18 protein-coding genes and 1 pseudogene are annotated in these 23,138 nt (G+C 59.9%); 5 read left to right on the forward strand and 14 right to left on the reverse strand.

What is annotated here, in order from left to right:
• Positions 1 to 151: 151 nt before the first annotated feature.
• Positions 152 to 979: a hypothetical protein gene (locus HGP31_RS03305; RefSeq protein ID WP_168757171.1), complete on the forward strand. Its 828-nt coding sequence runs from the start codon at positions 152 to 154 to the stop codon at positions 977 to 979.
• Positions 980 to 1,038: 59 nt separating this feature from the next.
• On the forward strand, positions 1,039 to 1,716 hold the full coding sequence (locus HGP31_RS03310) for a hypothetical protein (protein WP_168757172.1): 678 nt from the start codon (positions 1,039 to 1,041) through the stop codon (positions 1,714 to 1,716).
• A gap of 26 nt (positions 1,717 to 1,742) precedes the next feature.
• Here HGP31_RS03310 and HGP31_RS03315 read toward each other — a convergent pair whose 3' ends face one another.
• The 14 genes and pseudogenes from HGP31_RS03315 to HGP31_RS03380 form a co-directional block, all read right to left on the reverse strand.
• A complete protein-coding gene (locus HGP31_RS03315) occupies positions 1,743 to 2,339 on the reverse strand; it encodes a MarC family protein (RefSeq protein WP_008058841.1) in 597 nt (198 codons plus the stop codon).
• Between the two features lie 63 nt (positions 2,340 to 2,402).
• Positions 2,403 to 5,180 (reverse strand): hybrid sensor histidine kinase/response regulator, encoded by a 2,778-nt coding sequence (locus tag HGP31_RS03320; protein WP_168757173.1) that lies wholly within the window; start codon positions 5,178 to 5,180, stop codon positions 2,403 to 2,405.
• Between the two features lie 99 nt (positions 5,181 to 5,279).
• The gene (gene purD, locus HGP31_RS03325; protein WP_020797562.1) at positions 5,280 to 6,572 is read right to left on the reverse strand and encodes a phosphoribosylamine--glycine ligase; all 1,293 of its coding nucleotides are present in this window, start codon (positions 6,570 to 6,572) and stop codon (positions 5,280 to 5,282) included.
• Between the two features lie 151 nt (positions 6,573 to 6,723).
• Positions 6,724 to 8,331: a bifunctional phosphoribosylaminoimidazolecarboxamide formyltransferase/IMP cyclohydrolase gene (gene purH, locus HGP31_RS03330; RefSeq protein ID WP_020797561.1), complete on the reverse strand. Its 1,608-nt coding sequence runs from the start codon at positions 8,329 to 8,331 to the stop codon at positions 6,724 to 6,726.
• A gap of 81 nt (positions 8,332 to 8,412) precedes the next feature.
• Entirely contained in the window at positions 8,413 to 8,733 is a 321-nt protein-coding gene (gene fis, locus HGP31_RS03335) for a DNA-binding transcriptional regulator Fis (RefSeq protein ID WP_015093301.1), read from the reverse strand.
• Positions 8,730 to 9,740, reverse strand: coding sequence for a tRNA dihydrouridine synthase DusB (gene dusB, locus HGP31_RS03340; protein WP_020797560.1), 1,011 nt, complete (start codon positions 9,738 to 9,740; stop codon positions 8,730 to 8,732). The genes fis and dusB overlap by 4 nt, the downstream gene beginning before the upstream one ends.
• A gap of 185 nt (positions 9,741 to 9,925) precedes the next feature.
• Entirely contained in the window at positions 9,926 to 11,158 is a 1,233-nt protein-coding gene (locus tag HGP31_RS03345; protein ID WP_020797559.1) for a DUF3426 domain-containing protein, read from the reverse strand.
• 30 nt (positions 11,159 to 11,188) lie between these two features.
• Entirely contained in the window at positions 11,189 to 12,067 is an 879-nt protein-coding gene (gene prmA / locus HGP31_RS03350) for a 50S ribosomal protein L11 methyltransferase (protein WP_020797558.1), read from the reverse strand.
• A 286-nt stretch (positions 12,068 to 12,353) separates the two neighbouring features.
• Positions 12,354 to 13,712, reverse strand: a complete 1,359-nt coding sequence (gene accC, locus HGP31_RS03355; RefSeq protein WP_020797557.1) for an acetyl-CoA carboxylase biotin carboxylase subunit — start codon at positions 13,710 to 13,712, stop codon at positions 12,354 to 12,356.
• A 17-nt stretch (positions 13,713 to 13,729) separates the two neighbouring features.
• Positions 13,730 to 14,194 (reverse strand): acetyl-CoA carboxylase biotin carboxyl carrier protein, encoded by a 465-nt coding sequence (gene accB / locus HGP31_RS03360; protein WP_007971363.1) that lies wholly within the window; start codon positions 14,192 to 14,194, stop codon positions 13,730 to 13,732.
• A 48-nt stretch (positions 14,195 to 14,242) separates the two neighbouring features.
• Positions 14,243 to 14,695 carry a type II 3-dehydroquinate dehydratase gene (aroQ, locus tag HGP31_RS03365; protein ID WP_020797556.1) on the reverse strand — a complete coding sequence of 151 codons (453 nt, stop codon included), beginning with the start codon at positions 14,693 to 14,695 and terminating at the stop codon, positions 14,243 to 14,245.
• Positions 14,696 to 14,827: 132 nt separating this feature from the next.
• A complete protein-coding gene (locus tag HGP31_RS03370; protein WP_020797555.1) occupies positions 14,828 to 16,570 on the reverse strand; it encodes a protein-disulfide reductase DsbD in 1,743 nt (580 codons plus the stop codon).
• Positions 16,571 to 16,668: 98 nt separating this feature from the next.
• Positions 16,669 to 17,175 (reverse strand): annotated as a pseudogene (locus HGP31_RS30880) (methyl-accepting chemotaxis protein); the annotation flags it as partial.
• A gap of 1,491 nt (positions 17,176 to 18,666) precedes the next feature.
• Positions 18,667 to 20,337 carry a response regulator gene (locus HGP31_RS03380; RefSeq protein WP_033039401.1) on the reverse strand — a complete coding sequence of 557 codons (1,671 nt, stop codon included), beginning with the start codon at positions 20,335 to 20,337 and terminating at the stop codon, positions 18,667 to 18,669.
• A gap of 411 nt (positions 20,338 to 20,748) precedes the next feature.
• On the opposite strand from HGP31_RS03380, the gene HGP31_RS03385 reads away from it, so the two are divergent.
• The 3 genes from HGP31_RS03385 to HGP31_RS03395 all read left to right on the forward strand — a co-directional run bounded on the left by HGP31_RS03385 (position 20,749) and on the right by HGP31_RS03395 (position 23,043).
• Positions 20,749 to 21,816 carry a DUF2333 family protein gene (locus tag HGP31_RS03385; RefSeq protein ID WP_020797552.1) on the forward strand — a complete coding sequence of 356 codons (1,068 nt, stop codon included), beginning with the start codon at positions 20,749 to 20,751 and terminating at the stop codon, positions 21,814 to 21,816.
• A 3-nt stretch (positions 21,817 to 21,819) separates the two neighbouring features.
• A complete protein-coding gene (locus tag HGP31_RS03390; RefSeq protein ID WP_020797550.1) occupies positions 21,820 to 22,389 on the forward strand; it encodes an NUDIX hydrolase in 570 nt (189 codons plus the stop codon).
• Between the two features lie 282 nt (positions 22,390 to 22,671).
• The gene (locus HGP31_RS03395; protein WP_007914613.1) at positions 22,672 to 23,043 is read left to right on the forward strand and encodes a translation initiation factor Sui1; all 372 of its coding nucleotides are present in this window, start codon (positions 22,672 to 22,674) and stop codon (positions 23,041 to 23,043) included.
• Positions 23,044 to 23,138: the final 95 nt, after the last annotated feature.

Raw genomic sequence — 23,138 nt, forward strand, 5'->3', positions numbered from 1 at the left:
GTCGTTTCGCTCGAATAATCCGTCTGTTCGCGGGGTGGTGCCGGCTTTACATATATGGTCATTTAATTGGGTTTGTTGCTCGGTGAGGGGGTGGGTTAGATTCGTTAATACGCCCAGGAGGGCTGTAGACGAACTTAAAGGAATGTTGAATATGGAAAGTTTTGAAGATTCAAGCGCTCTCAAGGGTTGCACGGATTTGGGAAAGGCGCGTATTGCCAGGGCCAAGGCACTGTTGGTTAACGCTCCCCGTGCAAGAGGTCTGGTGGGTTCCGCTGATTTGGCGGCGTCGAGTCCTACCAAGGAACTGGATGCTTTGGTTTTAGGTAATTCACTCATCGGTTACGGCGATGGTATTTCGCTCGAGAACATGATGATTATCGAAAACCTCATCAGTTTTTCGAAGCTGGAAGCTGATCACGAAACTAAAAATGATCCGAACCCTGCGGCCTGGCATCGAGCATTTATCAATTGCATGTTGGATATGGGATGTTCTGTTCCAATTCATGCGAGTCTGGAATACAAAAAGCAGTCTGGCTCGGGGACGATGAAAAATATCGTCACGTCCATTGTCCAGGCAGGGATTGCTGCGGCAGTAGCCGCCATTCCCGGTGCAACGGTGTTGAGTGCCGTGGCAGACTCTACCTTGACGGCTTTGGAAAAGGAACCTGATACAGTCAAGCTATTCAATTACGATGTAGTGACAGCAAAAGGTGTGAAGCTGGCCATATTGCCGTGTGAGCAAGCAAAGAATGGTCTCATTATTGTTTCTTTTTCGTCGATCAATCATGAAAGCAATACGTTCGGTGGTGAGGTCCTTTTCTTTGATCTCAAAGTCACTAATGTTGATATTTACCAGGGTTCGAATTATCTCACCTTTAATCCTTTTGCCTATGCTGAAGTAAAAGATGATATTGAGTCTGTCCTTGGGTTGCGGCGCAAAGAGATGCGAAGCAAACGATTTGCGCGGCACAGGAAGTAAAAGATAGCCAGCCTTGGCCGGAGGCGTTTGCCTCTGGTTTGCACGATGGATATAGACATATGGACTATTCGATTTACATCAATGGATGTTGCATGCTGGCTTTATCAAAAGAATTGTCGTTCGCCACGAAACAAGATGTGATTGATGCTTTGCTTTTTACTCAGCTTGCTGCCGATGAAGAGTTTCCTGACGAGCCGAACGGCCTGGATTGGTTCGAGGCTTACAAAAGTATCTTGTATGAGTGTGGCTGGGTCTACGATCGGCAAAATGTGACGACCGGTACGTTTACATCCATTGCCGAAAAGACGTTCTCGTTGAGAGAGGCGTTTGCGACGGTCTTTGAAAACAATCTGGATAGTGAGCAGGCGACTGTTTTTCTGGCAGTGTTGGATAAGGTCGCCGCGTTGCCGGACAACATGAACCTGGAGCAGATCTTCCGCCAACAGGCAGCGCTGAATGTGAAGGGGATGAAGCGCATCAGGGCGTGCATTGGTGTGGTCAATGAACGTGGGTCCTTGAATAGCGCTTCGGTTTTTTTTGATACCCGCGGATCAGTCGGCAGGCTATTCACGGGGCGTGACTTTGCTTTCAGTGATCTGCATGGCGCGGTGAACGCCTATTTTTACACCGCTCGTTTCAATGCAGGCGTCTTTGGCGAGTACAGGGCAGATACCGTGCAGTGGTTAGGTGCACGGCGGCAGTCTGAACATCTCGAGATCGCCAGCCTGACGATTTAGCAGGTCCTGGCAGGTGCCTTGTGCAATCAGGGCACCAAATACCCCTTCACCCCGGTAAAGATAATCTGCGCCGCCAACGCACACACGAACAAGCCCATCAGCCGGCTGACGATCTGCAAGCCCTGGTCGCCTAGAATGCGTTCGATACGGTTGGACAGGTACAGCACCACGCCGACGGTGAAGCTGGCCAGGGCAATACTGACGATAGCCGTGAGCTTATCGTCCCAGTGCGGCTGACTAACGCCCATCACCAGCAGGGCGCCAATGGTGCCGGGGCCGACGGTCAGCGGAATGGTCAAGGGGACGATGGTCACGTCCTGCTGCACATTATCGGTCTGCACCGCCGACTTGCCTTGCGCCATCCCCAACGCCGAGATGAACAGCACGCTGCCGGCGCCGATCCGGAAGGCATCCACGGTGATGCCGAATACGCTGAAAATCACGCGTCCGAACAGATACAGCAGGACGCTGGAGACCAGCGTGGCGATGGCCACCTTCCACGCCAGTCGGCGTTGTTCCTTGCGCGAATAACCGCGGGTCAGGCTGATGAAGCAGGACAACACGAAGAACGGGCTATAGAGCACCAACATCTTCAGGTAAACGCTGAACAACACGTGGAGCATGGGGCAGGCTCACTGGTGGGGGAAGTCGAGGGGAGTCTAACAGGCGCCGTGGAGTCTGTCGGCTCAGGACGTGGGCGTCGTCGCGCGGTTCTGCTGATCGCGCTGGGCAACCCAGTGTTCGACCAATTCGCGCAACTGCGAGAGCTCAACCGGTTTGGCCATGTGCCCATCCATGCCAGCCTGGCGTGCACGCTCCTTATGCTCAGCGAGGATGTGCGCGGTCAACGCTACTACCGGGGTGCGGGATCTTTGATTGCCGACTTCCCAGGCGCGCAGTTGCTGGGTCGCCGAAAAACCGTCGAGGATCGGCATTTCGCAATCCATCAGGACCAGGTCGTAGCGATGCGCCTTCATGGCCACCAAGGCTTCTTCGCCGTTGCTGGCGGTGTCCGGTTGCAGATTGAGCTTGCCCAGCATGCCGCGGATGACCTTGGTCGAAATGCTGTTGTCTTCAGCGACCAGAATGCGGAAATCGCTGGGGACCTTGATCGGCAGAGGCGGACCGGATGGCAGGTGTTGCGGCACCGCCAGCCCTTTGTTGCGCTGGGTCAGTTCATCGGCCAGGGTCGTCTTGAGCGTATAGCCGGCCACCGGTTTGGCAAGGATGCGTTTGATCCCCGAATTGCGCGCGATGATCTTGCTCGGCGCATTGCTGATGCCGGTCAGCATGATCAGCAGGATGTCATGGTTCAGGCTCGGGTCTTCCTTGATCTTGGCGGCCAGTTGCATGCCGGTCATGCCAGGCATGTTCTGATCCAGCAGGACCACATCGAAGTAGTCACGCAGGTGCGCCTTGGTGCGCAACAGCGCCAATGCCTCCTTGCCCGACGGTGCCGCGCTCACGTTCAGGCCCCAGGCGCTGCATTGCTGCACCAGCACTTTGCGGCAGGTGTCGTTGTCATCCACCACCAACACCCGTGCACCCTGCAGGGGGCCATCGAGGTCGCAGGTTGGATGCTCCAGTCGGTCCGGGTCCAGGGGCAAGGTCAGCCACAAGGTACTGCCCTGGCTGTTACCACTCTTGATGCCGAATTCACCTTGCATCAAGCGGATCAACTGACGGGCGATCACCAACCCCAGATTACCGCCCAGGTGGTTGGTAGAGAGGAAATGCTTGCTGTGCAGTTCAGCCTGCATCAGCGCGTCGCGCTCTTCGACGTCCATCGGTTCGCCGCTGTCCTGCACGGCGATGCGCAAGCGTGGATGGCTGCTGCGTTCGTCGAGGGCGACGACGATCAGGATCTCGCCTTCGTCGGTTTTCTTCAGCGCGTTTTCCAGCAGGCTCAGCAATGTCTGGCGCAGGCGCGTCGGATCACCGCTGATGACGCGCGGTACTTGTGGCTGAATGAAGCTGATCAGTTCGACGTTCTGCTGCTCGGCCTTGGCGCGGAAGATGCTCAGGCAGTCTTCGATCAGTGCGTTGAGGTCGAACTGCACATCGTCCAGTTCGATCTGACCGGACTCGAGTTTGGAAATGTCGAGAATTTCGTTGATCAACGTCAGCAGTTCGTTGCCTGCGCTATGGATGGTCTGCACATAGTCGCGCTGCTTGACCGACAGTGGCGTGCCCAGCAGCAACTCGGTCATGCCCAGCACACCATTCATCGGGGTGCGGATCTCGTGGCTGATTTTCGCCAGGAACTCGGCCTTGGCATTGATCTCGGCGTTGCTGGCCGCCAGGTCACGACTGATGCTGAAACGCGCTTCGGTGATGCTGCGCTGGCGTTCGCTCAGGGCGATGCTCATCAACAGGCCACTGATGCAGATGAACACCAGCAGGGTGGTGATCAGGTCATGGGGTTCGATCAGGGTCAGCCCCAGCAAGGCGGGCAGGATGATCAGGGTGCCCAGGTTGAACACCACCATGGCCGCCACGAACAGTCGCGCCGGGCGATAGCCTTTTTGCCAGTGATAGGTGCTGACAAACAGCATGGTCAGGCCCGCCAGGGCGACCAGGGCGTAGGTGATGATGTTCAGTGGCAGCGTGTTGACGAACAGCAGCAGCAGGCTGCAGATCATGATGAACAGGATGTCGCCCACGATCAGCTTGTTCAGCGGATGCGGTCCGAGGGGCTTGAAGAAGCGATAAGCGAATATCAGGCCGCTGGGGGCCGTCAGCAGCAAGGCGAGGTAGGCGCCGGGCGTCTGCACGGCCTGCCAGTCCGGGATCCAGGGTCCCGCCAGGTTCAGCAACAGCACCAGGCTGAGCCCCAACAAGGCTTCGCAAACCGCCAACCAGACACTGCTGGTCGAACGCGTATAGGCATAGCGGAGGAGGTTGTGCAGGATCAGCATGCCGATGCAGCCCAGTAGCAATCCATAGATCAGCGTCTGGTTCTGGTTGGCTGCGGTAATGACCGCCGATTGCAAGGTGATGTAGGGTCGCAACTGGTGTTCGGAAACCAGTCGCAGGTAGACGTCCAGGGGCTTGTCGCTTTGCGGCAGCGGCAGCATGAAGTCGCTGCTGGGCAAGGGACGGTCCGCCAGGGGTTGTTCGTTGCCTGTATGTGACTGGTCAATCAGCTTGTCGCCGTCCAGCACATACATGTTGAAGTGCAACAGATCGGGCGCGAACACCCGCAGCAATTGTTCATGCTTGCCCGGTGCGAGCCGGAAACGCAGCCACAGCGCACCGTCGGGCTCGGCCGCCGTAAGGTGGTCGAGTTCGATGGGGCTGAATTGGTTGGTGTAGCGGGCGGAGCGGATGTCGCTCAGCTGCAGGTCACCCTGTTCGTCGAGCAATACCGCCCAACCACTGCCTTGCGCGGCCTGGGCCGGGAGCATGCAGAGCAAGGTCAGCAACGTGACGGTTAGACTTATGGCAATCCTGAGCCAGCGCACGGCGAAATCCCTTCGTAGGTTAATGCCAGAATATAACTATGCGCGGCGCCGGAATAGCCAGGCAAGGGGGGTAAGCCCCTGCCTGTCGCAATTGTTGCCTTATTCCTGTTCGCCGCGCTCGCGGGCAATGGCGCGGTAGCCAATGTCCTTGCGATAAAAACAGCCTTCCCAATCGATTTTGGCCGCCAGTTTGTAAGCCTGTTGTTGCGCCTCATCGACGCTGGCGCCCATGGCCGTGGCGCAAAGCACCCGGCCACCAGCGGTCACGACTTGACCGTCCTTGAGCGCGGTACCGGCGTGAAAGACTTTGCCGTCCAGTGCCGCCGCCGCATCCAGGCCATTGATGGCCACACCCTTGGCGTAGTCACCAGGATAGCCGCCAGCGGCCAGGACGATGCCGACGCTCGGACGTGGATCCCATTGCGCTTCGACCTTGTCCAGCGCCTGCGCCAAGGCTGCTTCGACCAGCAATACCAGGCTCGACTGCAAGCGCAGCATGACGGGTTGGGTCTCCGGGTCACCGAAACGGCAGTTGAATTCGATGACCTTCGGGTTGCCGGCCTTGTCGATCATCAAGCCCGCATACAGGAAACCGGTGTAGACATTGCCTTCCTCGGCCATGCCGCGCACGGTCGGCCAGATCACCAGGTCCATGACGCGCTTGTGTACTTCGCTGGTGACAACCGGGGCAGGGGAGTAGGCACCCATGCCGCCCGTGTTCGGACCAGTGTCGCCGTCGCCGACGCGCTTGTGGTCCTGGCTGGTGGCCATCGGCAGGACGTTCTTGCCGTCGACCATGACGATGAAGCTGGCTTCCTCGCCGTCGAGGAACTCTTCGATCACCACGCGCGAACCGGCGTCGCCGAAGGCATTACCTGCCAGCATGTCACGCACGGCGTCTTCTGCTTCGGCCAGGGTCATGGCGACGATCACGCCTTTGCCGGCAGCCAGGCCATCGGCCTTGATCACGATCGGCGCACCTTTTTCACGCAGATAAGCCAGGGCTGGCTCGATCTCGGTGAAGTTCTGGTAGTCGGCGGTCGGGATCTTGTGACGAGCCAGGAAGTCCTTTGTGAAGGCTTTCGAACCTTCAAGCTGAGCAGCGCCTGCGGTCGGACCGAAGCAGTCCAGGCCGCGGCTGCGGAACAGATCCACAACACCTGCGACCAGCGGTACTTCCGGGCCAACGATGGTCAGGGAAACGTTTTTCTCGGCAAAGTCCGCCAGTTGCTCAAGGGCCAGTACGTCAATGGCGACGTTCTCGCATTTGGCTTCGATGGCAGTGCCGGCGTTACCCGGTGCCACGAACACCTTCTGCACTCGAGGATCCTGAGCGACTTTCCAGGCTAGGGCGTGTTCACGGCCACCGCTGCCAATGATCAAAACATTCATTTCAAAAACCTCGGATGACGCTAATTCTGTAGGGACTGATCGTTCCCACGCTCTGCGTGGGAACGCCTCTACGGACGCTCTGCGTCCGAGGGACGCGGAGCGTCCCGGGCTGCGTGCCCACGCAGAGCGTGGGTACGATCAAGCAAAGAAATCAGTGACGGAAGTGGCGCATGCCGGTGAACACCATGGCGATGCCGGCTTCATCCGCCGCAGCAATCACTTCAGCATCACGCATCGAGCCACCTGGCTGGATCACCGCCGTGATACCGACCTTGGCCGCATTGTCCAGGCCGTCGCGGAACGGGAAAAATGCATCGGAAGCCATTACCGAGCCAGCTACCTGCAAGCCAGCATGTTCAGCCTTGATCGCAGCAATGCGCGCAGAGTTCACACGGCTCATCTGGCCAGCGCCGACACCGATGGTCTGACGGTTCTTGGCGTAGACGATGGCGTTGGACTTGACGTACTTGGCAACTTTCCAGGCAAAGATCAGGTCATGGATTTCCTGTTCGGTCGGCGCACGTTTGGTCACGACTTTCAGGTCATCGGCGCTGATCATGCCGATGTCGCGGCTCTGCACCAGCAGGCCACCGTTGACGCGCTTGTAGTCCCAGGCAGCAGCGCGATCGGCCGACCACTCGCCACAGGCCAGCAGGCGCACGTTGGCCTTGGCGGCGACGATGGCGCGGGCTTCTTCGCTGACGCTCGGGGCAATGATCACTTCGACGAACTGACGCTCGACGATGGCCTTGGCGGTCTCGGCGTCCAGTTCGCGGTTGAAGGCAATGATGCCGCCGAATGCCGATTCGGTGTCAGTAGCGTAGGCCAGGTCGTAAGCCTTGCGGATGCCGCCTTCGGCGTCCGGGCTGACGGCCACGCCGCACGGGTTGGCGTGCTTGACGATCACGCAGGCTGGCTTGACGAAGCTCTTCACGCATTCCAGCGCGGCATCGGTATCGGCCACGTTGTTGTAGGACAGCTCTTTGCCTTGCAGCTGGGTCGCGGTGGCGATGCCGACTTCGGCAGGCTTGGCTTCAACGTAGAACGCCGCGCTCTGGTGCGGGTTCTCGCCGTAGCGCATTTCCTGGGCCTTGATGAACTGGCTGTTGAAGGTGCGCGGGAATTCGCTGCGACCTTCCGTGCTGAGGGTCTCAGCAGCCTGGTTCACGGTGCCCATGTAGTTGGCGATCATGCCGTCGTAGGCGGCGGTATGTTCGAAGGCCTTGAGCATCAGGTCGAAACGCTGGGCGTAGGTCAGGCCGCCGGCCTTGAGGTTTTCCAGGACGCTGGCGTAATCGCTGGCGTTGACCACGATGGCCACGTCCTTGTGGTTCTTGGCTGCCGAACGAACCATGGTCGGGCCGCCGATGTCGATGTTCTCGATGGCAGTCGGCAGGTCGCAACCTGGTTTGGAGATCGTTGCTTCGAATGGGTACAGGTTGACCGCTACCAGGTCGATCGGCTTGATGCCGTGCTCGTTCATGATGGCGTCGTCGATACCGCGACGACCGAGGATCCCGCCGTGGATTTTCGGGTGCAGGGTTTTCACCCGGCCGTCCATCATTTCGGCGAAGCCGGTGTAATCCGCGACTTCCACTGCGGCAACGCCGTTGTCCTGCAGCAGCTTGAACGTCCCGCCGGTGGAAAGGATCTCGACACCCAGGGCTTCAAGCTCCTTGGCAAATTCGAGGATCCCGGTCTTGTCGGAAACACTGATCAAGGCGCGGCGGATCGGCAGGCGGGTAGTCTGGTCGGTCATCTCAATTTCCATCAAAAGCAAAGGAGTCAGCAAAAAAGGCGACCGGTCTTACGCGGGCGCCTTTCTGGTTTGATTGAATGCTTACAGCAAATCGTACTGCTTGAGTTTCTTGCGCAGCGTGCCCCGGTTCAGTCCGAGCATTTCGCTGGCCTTGGTCTGGTTGCCCTTGACGTAGTTCATCACGCACTCGAGCAGGGGAGCCTCGACTTCGGAGAGCACCAGGTTGTACACATCCGTGACGGCAGCGCCCTCAAGGTGGGCGAAATAATTGTGCAGCGCCTTCTCGACACTCCCGCGAAGGGTCTGGCCTTCTTCGCTTGGCGTATTGAGGTGCTGTTTCAAATTCACGTTGTCGCTCACGGGCGTTGTTCCACTCACTAAAGTCTCGGTCATCATCGTCATGCGGCCACCCACTCTCCGTCCCCTGTCAGGCTCTTGTAACGCCCGGCAAAGAACTCCCGAACGTTGGCGCATTGTGCTTCCGTACCATCCAAACGATTGAAGTGGGCGCGAAACTCCCTGGCGCCCGGCAAGGTTGCGAGATACCAGCCCACATGCTTTCGAGCAATGCGTACGCCCATCACGTCTCCATAGAAGGCGTGCAGCGCAGCCAGATGCTCTAGCAGGATGCGTTCCACCTCGATCAGGTCCAGCGCCGGGAGCTTCTCGCCGGTACGCAGGAAATGGTCGATCTCGCGAAAAATCCATGGCCGCCCCTGGGCAGCCCGGCCTACCAACAGGCCATCGGCACCCGTCGCGTCGAGCACGTACCGGGCCTTTTCTGGCGAATCGATATCGCCATTGGCGAAGACCGGCATCGACACGGCCTGCTTGATCGCGGCAATGGTGTCGTACTCGGCTTCACCGGTGTACAGGTCGGCACGGGTGCGTCCATGCACCGCCAGGGCCGTAATGCCTGCCTGTTCAGCGATCTTCGCCACCGTCAGGCCGTTCTTGTTGTCCCGGTCCCAACCGGTCCGGATCTTCAGGGTAACCGGCACATCGACCGCGGCCACCACGGCCTGCAGGATCTCGGTTACCAATGCTTCATCTTTCAACAGTGCCGAGCCTGCTGCCTTGTTGCAGACTTTCTTGGCCGGACAACCCATGTTGATATCAATAATCTGTGCGCCCAGCTCGACGTTGGCCCGGGCGGCATCCGCCAGCATCTGTGCGTCACCACCGGCGATCTGCACCGAGCGTGGCTCGGGATCACCTGCATGGATCATGCGCATGCGCGACTTGCGGGTGTTCCACAGACTCATGTCGCTGGTGACCATCTCCGAGACGACCAGCCCCGCGCCCAATCGCTTGCACAGCTGGCGAAAGGGTTGGTCGGTGACACCCGCCATCGGGGCGAGAATCAAGCCGTTGTGTAATGTATATGGACCGATGCGTACCGCCGACATAGGACTTCCCTGGTGTGGGGCCGGATCATGAGAGTTCGAAAAAGGGTTGGCATGATACCCGCTCTCGATGACTGGATAAAGGCTGAATTGAACAAAATCTGAACAGTTATTCTGTTATTGCCAGCGGTTTGGTCCGGGCGGGCAAAGACAGGAAGTCGTCGTCAATTGTCGGTCAGTGAAGCGTTTCACTCGGGCGAGTGGAAACTCAGGCTGTAATTTACCGCCTTGGCACCAGGATCGAGGATGTCGAGGGCGATGTGGATTGGCGTTTGCGGAGGCATTTCCACCTTGCCTTCAAGATCGCCATTGAGGTATTCGCCGGGTTTGAAGCGGCGGCTGGCAATCAGGTGGCCGTTGAGATCGGCAAAGCGTAGCTCCAGCAGCGGGAAAGGCTGCGAGAATGGTGCGCGGTTATAGATGATCGCATCGACCACCAGGGCGCCGCTGAACTCAGGATGGCTGCGGACCACCAGGTTGCTGCTCTTGATTTTCGCGATGTCGACCTTGGAGGGCACCGTGCAGCCGATTTGCGGGCACAGTTGCTGGAACCAGGGGCGGTACTGGTCCTGGCGCGCCAGTTCGTCGAAATGGTAGGCGACGTATTGGCCTGCGAGTGCGCCGGCCCCCAGCAGGATCAACAACAGCCAAAACAGTCGACGACCCCATGGTGAGCGACGTTTCTGCCAATCCAGTTGCAGCGGATCGTCGGTCAGGTCCTGCAGTACTTCGGCACGAACCCCTGGTTCGCTGCGTTCGCGACGCTTGCGCGGCGGCTCGATCGAAGGCAGGTCGTCATCGATCTCTGCGGTCGCCGTCATGCGTTCGTGATGTACCGGGGCGACGAGCGGATCGTTCAGGCGCAGCTGCGGGGGCTGCGGTTCGTCGTCCAGATCCACCGGTTCCAGTGATAGCGACGGTTCAGTACGCGACGGTTCGTTCGGTGGCTGCGGTGTATCAAGCACGTCAAGCGCGTCAAGCGTGTCGGCCGCTTGGGCGCGATCGGCAGCCGATTCGCTGAACAGGCTGTCGGGCCATGGGGCTTCGTCGTGCTCGGCGCTATCGCGGCGAGCGCTGAGCGTGTCTTCGCGGTGTCGGCCGAACTCGGTGGTCGGCTGGATTTCCCGCTGTTCAAGCCGGGCGAGTTCTTCGTCCAGGTCGAGACTGTCCAGATCCAGCTCGGCAGCGCTCCATTGTTTCTGGCTGATGGCGCGCTGCGGCGGCGGTTCGACGGTTTCCAATGGGGCTGGCGTCGGCGCGGGTGCTTCCTTGCCGGCCTGCTCCAGCAGTTGCTTGGCGGCGTTGAACACCTGCAAGCATGAGCCACAACGAACAACCCCGCGCGCCACGCTCAACTGGGCATGGTTGACGCGGAAGCTGGTTTGGCAATGCGGGCACTGGGTGACGAAGCTGTCGGTCATGCGGCGATCCGGTAGATGCAGGCGTCCATTCTAGCGCCGACGGCCAGTGATGCGCACCCAGCCATCGCGATTGGCGATCGGGTCCAGATCGAAATCCTTGGCATAGGCTGCGGCCACTTCATCGCCTTGCTCGGCAAGAATGCCCGAAAGCGCCAGGCGACCGCCCTGCCGGACCAGGCCCGACAACTGCGGCGCCAGCGAAACCAGCGGTCCGGCCAGAATATTGGCCACCAGCACATCGGCCTGAACCTGCGGCAGATCTTCAGGCAGGTACAGCGGGAACAGCTCGTCTGCGATGCCGTTGCGCCCGGCGTTGTCACGAGAGGCTTCCAGCGCCTGCACGTCGATATCGGTGCCCACGGCCTGCTTGGCGCCCAGCAGCAGCGCGGCAATCGCCAGAATCCCCGAACCGCAGCCGAAGTCCAGCACGTTGCAGTCTTTGAGGTCCTGACCGTCGAGCCATTCCAGGCACAAGGCGGTGGTCGGGTGAGTGCCGGTGCCGAAGGCCAGGCCCGGATCCAGCAACAGGTTCACGGCGTCTGGCTCGGGAGCTGCGTGCCAGCTCGGCACGATCCACAGGCGCTGACCGAAACGCATGGGCTGGAAGTTATCCATCCAGCTGCGCTCCCAGTCCTGATCTTCGATGACTTCGCTGTGATGCTCGGGCAGCGGGCTGCCAGTCAGCAACTCAAGGTGGGCCAGGACCGGGCCTGGCTCGGTGCCGCCTTCGAACAGCGCCAGCAGGTGAGTGTGGGACCACAGCGGCGTGGTGTTGAGTTCGGGCTCGAAGATCGGCTGGTCTTCGGCGTCCATGAAAGTCACCGACACGGCGCCCACTTCAAGGAACGCGTCTTCGTAGGTTTCGGCTTGTTCTGGGCTGATGGCGAGACGGACTTGCAGCCAAGGCATGGCGGGCACCTTTGAAAAATATTGATTGCAGCCTAGCGGTCTGCGAGAAGCGCGCAAGTTTACGCGAGCGCGGAGGTTTTGTGGGAGTGGCTTGGTCCCAAGCATCAATGCATGCCCTGTGGGAGCGAGCCTGCTCGCGAAGACGGCATGCCAGTCAGCATTGATGTTGAATGTGCTGGCCTCTTCGCGAGCAGGCTCGCTCCAACAGGGAATGTGTTGTGGTTCGGATGAAATGTCCAGAAACAACAAAGCCGCCCGAAGGCGGCTTTGTTGATCGGGTCGAAGCTTAGTGCTTCTCGCCAGCCAGCTTGTGCTCGAGGTAGTGAATGTTCACGCCCCCTTCGCAGAAACCAGCATCGCGGGTCAGGTCGCGGTGCAGCGGGATGTTGGTCTTGATCCCGTCGACCACGATCTCGTCCAGCGCATTGCGCATGCGCGCCATGGCTTCGTCACGGGTTGCGCCGTAGGTGATCAGCTTGCCGATCAACGAATCGTAGTTCGGCGGAACGGCATAACCACTGTACAGGTGCGAATCGACGCGAACGCCATTGCCGCCTGGTGCGTGGAAATGCTTGACCGTGCCAGGGCTTGGCATGAAGGTCTTCGGGTCTTCGGCGTTGATCCGGCATTCCAGCGCGTGACCGCGGATGACCACGTCATCCTGGGTGAACGACAGCTTGTTGCCGGCGGCGATGCTGAGCATCTCCTTGACGATGTCGATGCCAGTGACCATTTCCGAAACCGGGTGCTCTACCTGGACACGAGTGTTCATCTCGATGAAGTAGAAGCGGCCGTTCTCGTACAGGAACTCGAAAGTGCCTGCACCACGGTAACCGATGTCGATGCACGCCTTGACGCAGCGGGCGAGAACTTCCTGGCGAGCCTGTTCGTCGATGCCCGGTGCCGGCGCCTCTTCAAGCACCTTCTGGTGACGGCGTTGCAGCGAGCAGTCGCGGTCGCCCAGATGGATAGCCTGGCCCTGGCCGTCGGACAGAACCTGAACTTCCACGTGACGGGGGTTGGTCAGGAACTTTTCCAGGTAGACCATCGGGTTGCCGAACGCTGCGCCCGCTTCGGAGCGGGTCAGTTTCGCCGAGGAAATCAGGTCTTCTTCCTTGTGTACCACGCGCATGCCGCGACCACCGCCGCCGCCAGCGGCCTTGATGATCACCGGATAACCGACTTCGCGACCAATGCGCAGGGCGGTTTCTTCGTCTTCCGGCAGCGGGCCGTCGGAGCCCGGAACGGTTGGAACGCCGGCGGCGATCATCGCGTGCTTGGCCGAAACCTTGTCGCCCATCAGGCGGATGGTTTCAGCTTTCGGGCCGATGAAGGCGAAGCCGGAGTTCTCGACCTGCTCAGCAAAATCAGCGTTTTCTGCAAGGAAACCGTAGCCCGGGTGAATGGCGGTGGCGCCAGTCACTTCGGCCGCGGCGATGATGGCCGGGATGTGCAGGTAAGAGTGGGCCGCCGATGCCGGACCGATGCAGACGGATTCGTCTGCCAGGCCCAGGTGCATCAGTTCCTTGTCCGCCTTGGAATAAACGGCGACGGTCTTGATGCCCATCTCTTTGCAGGCGCGCAGAATCCGCAGTGCAATCTCACCGCGGTTGGCGATCAGAACTTTTTCCAACTTCGCAGTCATCAAAGGCGCTCCGCGGTTCAAACGATGGTGAACAGCGGTTGGTCGTACTCAACCGGCTGGCCGTCTTCGACGAGGATGGATTCGATCACACCGCTGGTTTCAGCTTCGATGTGGTTCATCATCTTCATGGCTTCAACGATGCACAGGGTGTCGCCTTTCTTCACGGTCTGGCCGACTTCCACGAAGGACGGCGAGGTTGGCGAAGACTTGCGGTAGAACGTACCGACCATCGGCGAACGGGCAACAGTGCCGTTCAGTGCTGGCGCGGCGGCAGCCGCAGGTGCGGCAGCAGCAGCCGGAGCGGCGGCAGCGACAGGCGCGGCAGCCGGAGCAGGCATAGGAGCCGGCGCGTAGTACTGCTGGGCCGGGGTCTTGCTATGACGGCTGATGCGTACGGACTCTTCGCCTTCCTTGATCTCGAGCTCGTCGATGCCGGACTCTTCCAGCAATTCGATCAGTTTCTTAACTTTACGGATATCCATGAATCATCAACTCCCAAGGGTCGGTCAGGGGCGCTTAACGCTTGTTGTTCAAGCTGTTGCCGGTCTTTCAAGCTGCTCTAGGGCGGCCTCCAGGGCCAGTCGGTAACCGCTGGCGCCAAGGCCGCAGATCACTCCCACCGCTACGTCGGAGAAGTAAGAGTGATGGCGGAAAGGTTCGCGTTTGTGCACGTTAGACAAATGCACTTCGATGAATGGGATGCTCACCGCCAGCAGCGCGTCACGTAATGCGACACTTGTATGCGTAAAAGCTGCTGGATTGATCAGAATGAAGTCCACGCCTTCGCTGCGGGCGGCATGGATGCGGTCGATCAATTCGTACTCGGCATTGCTTTGCAGGTGCAGCAAATGATGGCCGGCTTCGCGGGCGCGGCGCTCCAGGTCCTGGTTGATCTGCGCCAGCGTGGTAGCGCCATAGGTGCCCGGTTCGCGGGTGCCGAGCAGGTTCAGGTTGGGTCCGTGCAATACAAGTAGCGTCGCCATCGGCTGTTCCTTGGTTATCCGTGTGCATTTGTCAGAACCCGGCGACTATGCCGCAAAGCCTTTGTGACTGTCCAGTTCTCTGCAATAGGCAGCACGATGACCGATGTTTGCGCGAGATATATGACTGCCTGATTAAATCCGGTCATTCGCCTTGGCGACACGATCGGCGAAATCCCTGGCAGTGATCTCGCCGATAACCCGCACATCGACACGTTCGACACCGTCCTTGCCGAAAAACATCAAGGCTGGAGGGCCGAACAGTTGGTAGCGGTCGAGGAGGGCGCGTTGTTCGGCGTTGCTGGCCGTGATGTCAAAGCGGATCAGCCGATAACCCTTCAGGCGTTCGATGACGATCGCATCGTCAAGCACCTGGTGTTCGATGACTTTGCAGCTGATGCACCAGTCGGCGTACCAGTCGAGCAGTACCGGCGTGCCGGACGCCCGGGCTTCGGCGAGCACCCGGTCGAGGTCTGTCGCGGTGGTGACGGTTTGCCAGGCGCTATTTTTTTGCGTAGACACCTCGCCAACCACCACGGATGACTGGCCGATTGGGTTGAACGGATCGGTCTGGCCGCTAAAACCGCCGTACCAACAGGCCAGCGCATAAAACAGCAGGAACATTCCGAGCAATTGGCCCAGGCGTTTTCGCGGCGGTTTGTAGACGAACTCCAGTGCCCCGAGGAACAACCCGACGCCAGCGGCCAGCAGGCCGATCAGCAGCAAGGTGATTTGCCCCGGCAGCACTCGGCTGAGCAGGGCAATCGCCAGGCCCAGCAACAACACGCCAATCGCGTTTTTCACGTAGATCAGCCACGGTCCGCTTTTCGGCAACCAGGTGGCACCACCGGTGGCCACCAGCAAAAGCGGTGCGCCCATGCCCAGGCCGAGCATGAACAGTTTCAGGCCGCCGCCCAGCGCATCGCCGCTGGCGCTGATATACAGCAGCGCACCGGCCAACGGCGCGGAGACACAGGGCGAAACCAACAGGCTGGAAACCACGCCCAATACCGCGGCGCCCCACAGCGAACCGCCTTCGGTGCGGCCGGCAATACGGTCCAGTCGACTGCTGATGGCGTGCGGCAACTTGAGTTCGAAAACGCCAAACATCGCCAGGGCAAACAGCGCAAAAAACATTGCGAACGGCACCAGCACCCAGGCCGATTGCAAGCGTGCCTGCAGATTCAGTTGGGCGCCGAACAAGCCCATGAGCGCGCCCAACAATGCAAAACAGGCGGCCATCGGCAGCACATAGGCCAACGACAGGTTGAAACCACGCCAGCCGCCGACTTGGCCACGCAACACCACGCCGGAAAGGATTGGCAGCATTGGCAGCACGCACGGGGTAAAAGTCAGTCCCAGGCCCGCCAGGAAAAATAGCGCCAGCTCGCGCCAGTTCCAGGCGTGGGTTGTCGTCGGGCCGTTGCCGTCGATGCCCAGGCGCTCGGTTTCCGGTGGATAGCACAGGCCTTTGTCGGCGCAGCCCTGGTAGGTCACGATCAACGTGAAGGCGCGTTGATCGGTGCGCGGCAGTTCTACATCGAGTACGCCACGGTAAACCTCGACATCGCCGAAGTACTCATCGTGCTTTTGTTCGCCCTTGGGCAATTGCGCCGGGCCGAGGGTGACATCGGCCGGGTCGGCGCGGAACTGGAAACGATGCCGGTAAAGGTAATAACCCTCGGTGGCGACGAAGCGCAGTTTGATCGATTGCGGCGTGCTTTCTACCAGGCTCAACTGAAAGGCTTCGCGCACCGGCAAGAAATCGGCACTGTTATTGATCGAGCCCAGGGTCGAACTGGGGCGACTCTCCAGCAAACCGCCGGCGGTGGCAGGCAGGGCGAGTACTAAAAGCAGCAGGTAAAGCAAACGGCGCATGACGATCTCGCGTATCGGAATTGGGGGGATGATAGCCGAGTGCGCGAGACAAGGTGATCGTTCCCACGCAGAGCATGGGAACGATCAGGAGGGGGCAGTCAGACGCGGAAGGCCTGAACGGCAGTGTGCAAGCGCCCACCCAACACCATCAAATTCTCCCCCTGCTCACGCCCCTGGCCGATACGCAGCAAATTGTCCCCACCCAACTGGTGAATACGCTCGCTGTGATCGCGGATTTCACTGACGGCACCGCTCTGCTGGGCAGTGACATCGGCGATGCGTACCGCGGTATCGGAAATGGTCTGGATTGCCCCGACGATTCTATCCAGCGCACCGTCCGCCGCCTGCGCCTGGTTGGCGGTGGCTTCGGCATGCTCGACCTGCGCGCGCATGCCTTCGACCGATTGGCGCGCCGCGGTTTGCAGGCCGGCGATCAGGCTCTGGATTTCGGCCGTGGCCCCAGCGGTGCGTTGTGCCAGCGAGCGCACTTCTTCGGCCACTACAGCAAAGCCACGGCCCATCTCACCGGCCCGGGCCGCTTCGATGGCGGCGTTCAACGCCAGCAGATTCGTCTGGTCGGCAATCGAGCGGATCACCGTCAGCACGCCACCGATGGTCGCGGACTCTTCAGCCAGGTGCTCGATCATCTGCGCATTGCCTTGCACTTCTCCTACCAGGGCATGCAGGCCGGTAAGACTCAGGCCAATGACTTTCTGGCCATGTTCGACCGCCTGGCCAGCATGGCGACTGGCCTCGGCGGCCTGGCTGGCGTCGCCGGCGACTTGCTGGATGGTCGCCTCCAGTTCGCCAAGGGAGTCTCGAATCATTGCCGTGTCGCCGGCCTGGTGTTCGGCGCCGCTGTGCAGGTCATTGCTCAGTTCCGCCAGGGTTCGACTGCTGCCGGCGACCTGTTCGGCGTTGCGACGAATGGTCCCCACCAGGTCCACCAGGTAGGCGCGCAAGCGGTTCAGCGAGGCTTCGATGTCATGCAGTTCGCGATTGGTGTTACCCAGTTGGATGTCCCGGCTGAAGTCGCCTTCCGCCCAGGTCGACAAGGCTGGTGCGAGGTTGGTCAGGGTCCGGGCCAGGCGTCGTTGCAGGGTGTCGATCAGCAGGGCGATCAACAGGATCAAGCCGATCATTACCCCTTGTATCAATCGCACCTCACTCTGGATCTCCCCATGTTGGGCGCGTACCACCGGCTCCAGCCCGGCGATGGCTTGTTGCACGGCGGCGATTTTCAGGTGCGTCGCGGCACTGAGTTCGGCGCGTTTGTGGATTTGCTCGCGGGTGCGCGAAAGTTCCGCAGGGTAGCGGCCGAGCAGGCTGTTGAGCTCACGCTTGATCCCCACGCCGGCGTCTTCGGCGGCGGCTTTCTCGGTGTTCTCCAGACCCATCATCGCGGCGAAATCATCGGTATTCGATTCACTGCTGGCCGCCACGCCCAATAACGGCAGGGCATCCAGCTGTTCGGCCTGTGCGCGGATGTCGGTGATTTCGCGCTCGACATCGGCGGCCAGTTCGCTGCGGCCGCTGCTGACCAATTTGTCCCGGGCCAGTGACAGTTTGCCCAGGTGCTGGGAGGCGCTGAGCAGCGGAGTCAGGTAGCTCGCGTTGCCACTGGCGTACTGGCTGAGTTGATCAAGGCTGGCCCCCAGCTCGCGTTCGGCTTGCAGGAGCAGGGCCTGTGGGTCAGCGGCGAGCTTGCCGGCGGCCAGCAGATCGGTTTTGCTGAATTCATCCAGGTTCGTCAGGCTCGGCTGCAAGGTTTCAGCCAGGGCCGGTGGAAACTCGCCGAGTTCCTTGTGCAGTTTGTCGATGGCCTGGCTGGCGCTGCTCAAGCGCAGCGCATCGCCACTGGCGAGGTAATCCTCGATGTTGCGCGCCACGTCACTCTGGAATTGCTGGGACAAGCCCAGGTAGCGCTCCATTAATAGATAGGGGCGTTCGAGGGCTTTTTGCGACCACCAGAGTGTGGCGCCAAGCGCTACGCAGACGGCAACTAAAAGAAGGGTATTGAGATTGGTTAGCAGTTTCAGGCGCATCAAGGACTACCAACGGCAGAATGGTAAGTGCCTGAAGTTATTGCGTTTCTGTTACAGGGTTATGACTGTCTCGGTCTGTTCCGATGAAAAGGTGGCACTTTGCTTTGATGTCCGGGAGGCCTGCACCCGGTTGCGCCCCGCGCCTTTGGCACGGTACAGCGCCTCGTCCGCCTGGCTGGCCATCAACAGGCTGTCGGAGTGTTCGCCGAGGTCCACCACGCCGGCGCTGAACGTGCACCAAAGGTCCTGTGGTTGCGCGGGATAATGAATCTCGGCAAAACGCTTGCGGATGTCATCGAGCACTTTGACGGCAGCTTCAAGGTCGGTATCGGGCATGACAATGGCGAACTCTTCGCCACCGTAACGGCCAATGAAGTCGGTCTTGCGCAAGCGCTGTTTGAGGAACAGCGCGAGGCTCTTGATCACCCGATCGCCCATGGGATGGCCGTGGCTGTCGTTGACGCGTTTGAAGTGGTCGATGTCGAGCATCGCAAAGCTCAGCGGCTTGCCCTCGCGGCGAGCGCGAAAGCAGCAGTCTTCGAGCAATTGCAGGATGTGCGTGTGGTTGTACAGGCCGGTGAGGCTGTCGCGCACCATCCGCGCCTTGAGGTTGCGTGCCCGTGCCGCCCGGTTACGCACGGTGGTGATCAGGTGCCGGGGCTTGATGGGTTTGGTCAGGAAGTCGTCGCCGCCCTCGCTCATGGCATCGAGTTGCTTGTCCAGGTCGTCCTCGGCCGACAGGTAAATGATCGGTACGCTGACATAGCGGTCGTTATGGCGGATCACCTTGGCCAGTTCCGTACCGGTGCAGGCCGGCATGTACATGTCGAGGATGATCAGGTCCGGTTGAAAGTCCGCCAGTTCGGCCATGGCCTGGATCGGCTCGATCAGTGTCCGGGTGATGATCCCTGCGCTGTTGAGCAGGCGCTCGGTGTGCAAGGCTTGGGCGCGCGAGTCGTCGATGATCAGCACTTTATAGGGCTCGTACTGGGCGACGCAGGTCAGTACTTCAATTTTTTCCAGCAGGCTCGACGCTTCAAGGGTGCCGGTGAGGAACTCCTGGCCGCCGGCGCGCACAGCGGCGAGGCGGGTCGGGGTGTCGGTTTCATGCAGGCTGAAAAACAGCAGCGGCAAACGCTGGTCGAGACCTTCCTGGGCTTCGGCCGCCAATTTCAGGCCGACGCCAGGGCCGCTGAAGTCAACGTCCATGACGATGGCGGCTGGTAGGCGCTCGACCATTGATGAGCGGAATGCCGGCACGCTCTCCAGGGACTGGGCACTGAGCCCGAAAAACTCCAGCTGCTTGGCCAGTCGCTCGGCACGGTCATGATCCTGCAGCATCACATAGACGGGTTTGCGCAAGGGCGGCAGGAACGTTTGGTCCAGCTGATCACCATGGCGCAGGCCGGTGCGCGACAGGCGTTGCATCAGTCGATTGAGGTCGCTGATCAGGCTGCTGCTGAGGCGACCGCGATTGGCGTCGACAGCCTCCAGCGACAAGCCGATGTGACGCGCCAGTTGCGAATGCTCCGGTTGTTCGAAGCGTTCAGCGAAGCGTAACAGTCGCAGGTTGGCCTCGCTCAGTTCCGCCAGCTCCTGGGTCGACCATTCATTGCGTTGCAGGCGTTGCCATATCTCAAGAATCTGACGTGCTTGATGAATTACCCGCTGGGCAAAGTGATGCTTGAGGCGCTCGCGGCTGGGGTCTTCTGGCTCGGTCATATCCTGACTACTGGTTAGGGGGTACGCTGAGGACGACTGGTGGCTCTATGCTAGCATCTCTTTTCCATTACATGAGTGTTGTACGTTAATAATCTGTGACACCCACCCATTCAGTTTCCGGCCAATCAGTCGTCAATTGCCTGCCGGTTCTTGCGAAGGTCCCTGCAATGCGGGGGCTGGCGAGCCTCGAGTCCGATCCTGAGGTCCTTGGGGGCCAGCACGCAGGGCTGCAATGATCGATAGTTCGTTGCTGGAAGCCGGACAAATTTCCAGTCTTGGCGAGCTAGGGGATTCCCTTAGTCGTAGTGAGATAAATTTCGCTGTAAAGCCAACGGCGGGTGCCGGGAAAAGGCACGTTGTTGTATGGTTGTGGTCGAATCGATGAACTCAAGTAATTGAAAGGATATCGCCATGCTGGACTGGAAGAACCGCGCCGGTAGCGCGCCTGAACGTGCCGCTGAACCGAAGTCGGCCACCCGCAGTTATTTGGGCGGCCTGGTGTTCAGCCGGGCGCTGGCCACGTTGATTGGCATCTACCTGCTGGTGACGATTGCTCTGGGTTGGTACTGGAGCGCGGAACCTGCCCTGTTTCCGGTGCAGCAGAATGCGCAGTTGGCCGCTGAAAGAGACGGCAAGCAGATGGTGGTCGGCTACACCACGGTGGAAACCCTCAAGAGTGTCGCCGGGACCCTGCTGAACAAACCAGGCGGCTATATTTCCAACGACCGCCTGCCGCCAGGCCTGTGGATGGACAACATGCCAAGCTGGGAATACGGCGTGCTGGTGCAGGTGCGCGATCTGAGCCGGGCGCTGCGCAAAGACTTTGCCCGTTCGCAATCGCAGTCCACCGAAGACGCCGACCTGGCCAAGGCCGAGCCGCGCTTCAACTTCGACAATAAAAGCTGGGTGCTGCCATCCAGTGAGTCTGAGTTCCAGGAAGGCATCAACTCCCTGACTCGCTATCAGACTCGCCTGTCCGATCCGAACCAGAAGAGCGCACTGTTCTATGCCCGTGCCGATAACCTGAACAACTGGCTGGGTGATGTCGGTACCCGCCTGGGTTCGCTGTCGCAACGCCTGTCGGCCAGTGTTGGCCGGGTCAAGCTCAACACTGCGCTGAAGACCGAAGTGGTGGCCCCTGGGCAGGTGCCGCAGGTTGATGAAGAGATCGTCGAAACCCCGTGGCTGCAGATCGACAACGTGTTCTACGAAGCCCGCGGCCAGGCCTGGGCTTTGTCGCATTTGCTGCGTGCCATTGAAGTGGACTTCGCCGATGTGCTGGCCAAGAAGAATGCCACGGTCAGCGTGCGCCAGATCATTCGGGAACTGGAAGCGTCGCAGGAAGCGGTCTGGAGCCCGATGATCCTCAATGGCAGCGGTTTCGGCGTGCTGGCCAACCACTCGCTGGTGATGGCCAACTACATCTCGCGGGCCAACGCGGCGGTCATCGATTTGCGTCAATTGCTGAATCAGGGCTGAGCCATGGCCGATAGCTCCATCGATAACCTGCGCGAGGCCGCCCATCGAGCGGCCTCGGATGCCGAAGAGATCGCCTGGGTCGACGAGCAGGACAATCTGCTCGGCGCCCTGGTCCGGTCCGACTTGCGCGAGCGCGGGCTTATCGGGCGCGGTACCTACATCATGTTGTTCAACTCCGCCGGAGAGCTTTGCGTGCACCGGCGCACCCTGAGCAAGGCGATCTATCCCGGTTATTGGGACGTGGCGGCGGGCGGCATGGTGCTCGCCAGTGAAACCTATGCCGAGTCGGCCGCCCGGGAACTGGAAGAGGAGCTGGGAGTGAGCGGGGTGGAGTTGACCGTTCATGACCATTTTTTCTTCGAGGACACTGGCAATCGCCTCTGGTGTTCGGCATTTTCGGCAGTGTGGGACGGCCCGCTGATCCTGCAGCCGGAAGAGGTGCTGGAAGCGTGCTTCATGCCCATCGAGCAGGTGCTACGGGATATCGAGCAAAAGCCTTACTGCCCGGACTCTTTGGCGGCGTTGAAACGCTATCTCCGTGCCCGTGGCGAAGACGTCGCAAAAGAGGCATAAATTGGCGCCGATTGGCTCTTAGCAATCGGCGTTTTTGCCGTTACACTGCGCGACCTTTTCAAACTGAACCGGTATTGCTGTTTGTAGGAGCTGCCGCAGGCTGCGATCTTTTGACGTTGCTTTTAATTCAACATCAAAAGATCGCAGCCTCGTTGCACTCGTCAGCTCCTACAAGAAGCTTACCGTTTCAGTAGCGCTGCCCCTGCCTGAGTGGGGCTTCGCGGTCGATGGCACCTGCCCAGGTTGCCGCGACCAGTCTTTGTCCTCCCAAGAGGATTGCCGGTGGCCAAAAAAGCCGCATCCTTCGCCGCCCTTGGTGGCTTGGTATTTTCCACCGACGCAGGTCGTCATTGCCCGGAATGCAGTAAACCGGTAGACGCCTGCATCTGCAAACAGACCGTTATCCCGGCCGGCGACGGCATTGCTCGCGTGCGCCGCGAAAGCAAGGGCCGTGGCGGCAAGACGGTGACCACCATCACCGGCGTGCCCTTGGCCGAAGACGCACTCAAGGAACTGGCGACCACGTTGAAAAAACGCTGTGGTACCGGTGGAGCGTTGAAAGACGGGATCATTGAAATCCAGGGCGATCATGTCGAGCTACTCTTGGCAGAGCTGATCAAGCACGGATTCAAGGCAAAGAAGTCCGGCGGCTAGCAGCTTCTGTGAAAACCACCCGCGGCTTGATCCAGACCTGCCTGACTGCAGGCCTGGCGTCGTCACCATGGTTTTCACAGAGCCTGTTCATGACC

Origin of the sequence: Pseudomonas umsongensis (genome assembly GCF_012647205.1) — a bacterium.
GTDB lineage: Bacteria > Pseudomonadota > Gammaproteobacteria > Pseudomonadales > Pseudomonadaceae > Aquipseudomonas > Aquipseudomonas umsongensis.

What these genes read in the sequence shown, in the direction of transcription:
- fis (WP_015093301.1), bottom strand. Translation starts at nt 8,733, where the DNA reads ATGACGATGATGACCGAGACTTTAGTGAGTGGAACAACGCCCGTGAGC.
- HGP31_RS03385 (WP_020797552.1), top strand. Translation starts at nt 20,749, where the DNA reads ATGCTGGACTGGAAGAACCGCGCCGGTAGCGCGCCTGAACGTGCCGCT.
- accB (WP_007971363.1), bottom strand. Translation starts at nt 14,194, where the DNA reads ATGGATATCCGTAAAGTTAAGAAACTGATCGAATTGCTGGAAGAGTCC.
- purH (WP_020797561.1), bottom strand. Translation starts at nt 8,331, where the DNA reads ATGACCGACCAGACTACCCGCCTGCCGATCCGCCGCGCCTTGATCAGT.
- aroQ (WP_020797556.1), bottom strand. Translation starts at nt 14,695, where the DNA reads ATGGCGACGCTACTTGTATTGCACGGACCCAACCTGAACCTGCTCGGC.
- prmA (WP_020797558.1), bottom strand. Translation starts at nt 12,067, where the DNA reads ATGCCTTGGCTGCAAGTCCGTCTCGCCATCAGCCCAGAACAAGCCGAA.
- HGP31_RS03305 (WP_168757171.1), top strand. Translation starts at nt 152, where the DNA reads ATGGAAAGTTTTGAAGATTCAAGCGCTCTCAAGGGTTGCACGGATTTG.
- HGP31_RS03310 (WP_168757172.1), top strand. Translation starts at nt 1,039, where the DNA reads ATGGACTATTCGATTTACATCAATGGATGTTGCATGCTGGCTTTATCA.
- accC (WP_020797557.1), bottom strand. Translation starts at nt 13,712, where the DNA reads ATGACTGCGAAGTTGGAAAAAGTTCTGATCGCCAACCGCGGTGAGATT.
- HGP31_RS03345 (WP_020797559.1), bottom strand. Translation starts at nt 11,158, where the DNA reads ATGACCGACAGCTTCGTCACCCAGTGCCCGCATTGCCAAACCAGCTTC.
- HGP31_RS03380 (WP_033039401.1), bottom strand. Translation starts at nt 20,337, where the DNA reads ATGACCGAGCCAGAAGACCCCAGCCGCGAGCGCCTCAAGCATCACTTT.
- purD (WP_020797562.1), bottom strand. Translation starts at nt 6,572, where the DNA reads ATGAATGTTTTGATCATTGGCAGCGGTGGCCGTGAACACGCCCTAGCC.
- HGP31_RS03390 (WP_020797550.1), top strand. Translation starts at nt 21,820, where the DNA reads ATGGCCGATAGCTCCATCGATAACCTGCGCGAGGCCGCCCATCGAGCG.
- HGP31_RS03370 (WP_020797555.1), bottom strand. Translation starts at nt 16,570, where the DNA reads ATGCGCCGTTTGCTTTACCTGCTGCTTTTAGTACTCGCCCTGCCTGCC.
- HGP31_RS03315 (WP_008058841.1), bottom strand. Translation starts at nt 2,339, where the DNA reads ATGCTCCACGTGTTGTTCAGCGTTTACCTGAAGATGTTGGTGCTCTAT.
- dusB (WP_020797560.1), bottom strand. Translation starts at nt 9,740, where the DNA reads ATGTCGGCGGTACGCATCGGTCCATATACATTACACAACGGCTTGATT.